The sequence below is a fragment of the Protofrankia sp. CiP1_Cm_nod3 genome (assembly GCF_982290655.1).
This window is the reverse complement of sequence record NZ_CEVIVD010000006.1, coordinates 78,917-81,977: the sequence shown is the minus strand read 5'-3', so window position 1 is coordinate 81,977 and position 3,061 is coordinate 78,917. Positions and strand designations below refer to the sequence as shown.

Below are 3,061 nucleotides of genomic sequence, written 5' to 3'. Positions count from 1 at the left end.
TGTCAAACAGCGGCTCTCGGCCTCCGTGGACGCCGAGTTGCTGGCCGTGGCCCAGGAGGCGGTCGCGCAGGGCCATGCGGAGAGTGTGAGCACCTGGGTGAACGACGCCCTGCGCCTGAAAGCCGACCATGACCGTCGGCTGCGGGCCCTCGACGACTTCCTCGCCGCCTACGAGGCCGAACACGGTGAGATCACCGAGCAGGAAATGCGTGATGCCGCCCGGCAGGCTCGTTCCCGAGCAGTCGTGGTGCGCGGAGCACCAGGCACGGATGCCCCTCCTTCACCTGGCCGTGATCGGGGAGCCGCCTGATGCTTGTGCTGGACGCCGGGGCGTTCCTCGCGGTCGAACGCGGTGACTGGAGCGTGGTGGCCCTGGTCAAGCGGGAACGCCTGGCAGGCCGCCCGCCGGTCACGCATGGGGGTGTGGTCACCCAGGTCTGGCGGGGTGGGCGGGGACGGCAGGCCGGGGTCGCCCACCTGCTCGCCGGCGTCACCGTCACACCGCTCACCGACGCCCTGGGGCGCAGGGCGGGCATGCTGCTGGCCCGCAGCGGCCAGTCGGACGCGATCGACGCGGCCGTGGTGTGCCTGGCGGCCGACGGAGACGACATCCTCACCTCCGACCCAGGTGATCTTCACATGCTCGCCCAGGTCGCCAATATCCACGTGGAACTCATCGCCGTGTAAGAAAGCCGGCAGCCACGATCTCCACCGCTCGAGCAAAGAACCGGCAGGCCGCGTGCGAATACCGATGGGTGCGGTTCCACTGAAGCGAGACCATTGGGTGAGCGATCTTCGGATGCCATGATGGGTTTGATCAATAAAAGGACTCCTTCTCGTTTCCTTAAAACAAATATTGGCTAATCACGGCAGCACATTGCCACATCAACGAACGCGTTCTGATCGACCGCTACCTCTCTGTGATACTGCGTTCGGAGTCGTCTGCCATGGTCCGCCAGGAACTGTGGGCGTTGCTCCTGACCCACCGCGCCATACGCCGAGTCACGACTGCCGCCGACCACGCCGGCTCCGACTGGCTATCGTTTCTGCACACCCTGCAGGTCGTGCGCAACCACTTCTGACAACTCAGCGCCAGGCAGCGCCGTATAGTCACGGAGTGAACCTCAAGGAGTGGGCTACCGCGAACGGAGTCGGGTACTCGACCGCGCGCCAGTGGTTCCTTGAGGGCAAACTGCCGGTTCCGGCCCGGCGGGTCGGCGGGTCGGCGGGTCGGCGGGCTGATCCTTGTGGAGCAGTCCGACCGCCCGGCCGCCGGTGATCTGGCCGTGGTGTATGCCCGGGTGTCGTCCGCCGATCGGAAAGCTGACCTCGACCGGCAGATCGCCCGGGTCGCGACGTGGGCCGGCGAGCGGAACATTCCTGTCGGCCGGGTCGTGACCGAGGTCGGGTCGGCACTGAACGGGGATCGCCGGAAGTTCCTCACACTACTACGCGATCCGGCGGTGACGACCATCATTGTCGAGCACCGTGACCGGTTCGCACGGTTCGGCTCCGAGTACGTCGAAGCCGCTCTTGCCGCCCACGGCCGTAAGCTGCTGGTCGTCGACCCGGACGAGGCCGACGACGACCTCGTCCGCGACATCACCGAGATCCTGACGTCGATGTGCGCCCGGCTCTATGGCCGTCGCGCCGCGGCGAACCGGGCCCGTCGCGCGGTCGCCGCCGCGACCGAGGCGGCCGAGTGAGGACCTTGCAGGCGTACCGGTTCGCTCTCGATCCGAATGAGGTCCAGTTCGCGGGGCTGTCTCGGCATGCGGGGGCGTCCCGGTTCGCCTTCAACTGGGGGCTGGCCCGGGTGAAGGCGGCGCTCGCCCAGCGCGACGCCGAGCAGTCCTATGGCTTGACCGGGGACCTGCTCACCCCGGTGCCGTGGACGCTCCCGGCGCTGCGGCTGGTCTGGAACGCCGCCAAACACGAGGCCGCTCCATGGTGGGCCGCGTACTCGAAGGAGGCGTACGCGGCCGGGCTCGACCAGCTTGCCCGCGGATTGAAGAACTTCACCGACTCCCGGAAAGGAAAGCGGAAGGGTAGCCGGGTCGGTTTTCCCCGGTTCAAGAAGCGTGGGAAGGCACGCGACAGCTTCCGGTACACCACGGGCGCCTATGGGCCGGCCGGGGATCGGCGGGTGAAGCTGCCCCGGATCGGCCGGGTGAAGGTCCACGAGCCCCTGACGGCGCTCACCGACCGGTTGGCTGACGGGCCGGGCCCGGCTGCTGGGCGCGACCGTGTCGAGGGCCGCGGGCCGCTGGTTCGTGTCGTTCACCGTCGAGGTGGAGCGCGAGGTCCCCGCCGGCCCGTCCGCGCGGCAGTGTGCGATCGGGCCGGTCGGTGTGGACCTCGGCGTGAAGCACTTGGCCGTTCTCTCCACGGGAGAGACGATCCCGAACCCGAAGCATCTGGCCGCCTCTCTGCGCCGGCTGCGGACGGCATCGCGTGCGTACTCCCGCTCGAAGCCTGGTAGCGCCGCCAGGCGTGCGCGGGCCGCCCGCCTGGCGAAGATCCACGCCCAGGTTGCCAACCAGCGCCGGGACGGGCTGCACAAGCTCACCACCCGACTCGCGACGGCCCACAACGTGATCGTCGTTGAGGATCTGCACGTCGCCGGGATGGTGCGTAACCGGCGGCTGGCCCGCGCGGTATCGGATACCGGCATGGCCGAGGTCCGCCGCCAGCTCGCCTACAAGACCAGCTGGTACGGCTCGGCGCTGCACGTGGCGGACCGCTGGTACCCGTCGAGCAAGACCTGTTCCGGCTGCGGCGGGCGAAACCCAAGCCTGACCCTGTCGGACCGCACCTTCACCTGCCCGTCCTGCGGGCTAGTGATCGACCGCGACCTGAACGCCGCGGTCAACCTGCGTGACCTCGTCGCCGGCAGTGCGTCGGAGACGGTAAACGCCCGTGGAGCCGACCATAAGACCCGCGTGAGCGGGCAGGTGGCTATGAAGCGGGAACCCGGCTCGGCTCCGGCCGGTCAGACCGGGAGCGCCGCCCCGCAAGGGGCGGCGGCGTGAAGGCGTGCCATCTGACGCTCTCATGCAAC

At 68.8% G+C, this 3,061-nt stretch carries 1 protein-coding gene and 3 pseudogenes; all 4 read left to right on the top strand.

The annotated features are described in order from the left end of the window. Nucleotides 1-310 (top strand): annotated as a pseudogene (locus AC5LUJ_RS03100) (hypothetical protein); the annotation flags it as partial. Next, the gene (locus tag AC5LUJ_RS03095; RefSeq protein ID WP_250285718.1) at nt 310-687 is read left to right on the top strand and encodes a twitching motility protein PilT; all 378 of its coding nucleotides are present in this window, start codon (nt 310-312) and stop codon (nt 685-687) included. The pseudogene AC5LUJ_RS03100 and the gene AC5LUJ_RS03095, both read left to right, overlap by 1 nt. A 430-nt stretch (nt 688-1,117) precedes the next feature. Next, nucleotides 1,118-1,706, top strand: a pseudogene (locus AC5LUJ_RS03090) (IS607 family transposase). Next, a pseudogene (tnpB, locus tag AC5LUJ_RS03085) lies at nt 1,703-3,032 on the top strand (IS607 family element RNA-guided endonuclease TnpB). Before AC5LUJ_RS03090 ends, tnpB begins: the two co-directional pseudogenes overlap by 4 nt. The last annotated feature ends 29 nt before the right edge of the window (nt 3,033-3,061 follow it).

Bases quoted from the DNA above. Each gene is read 5' to 3' on its own strand.
- AC5LUJ_RS03095 (WP_250285718.1), top strand. From the start codon at position 310: ATGCTTGTGCTGGACGCCGGGGCGTTCCTCGCGGTCGAACGCGGTGAC.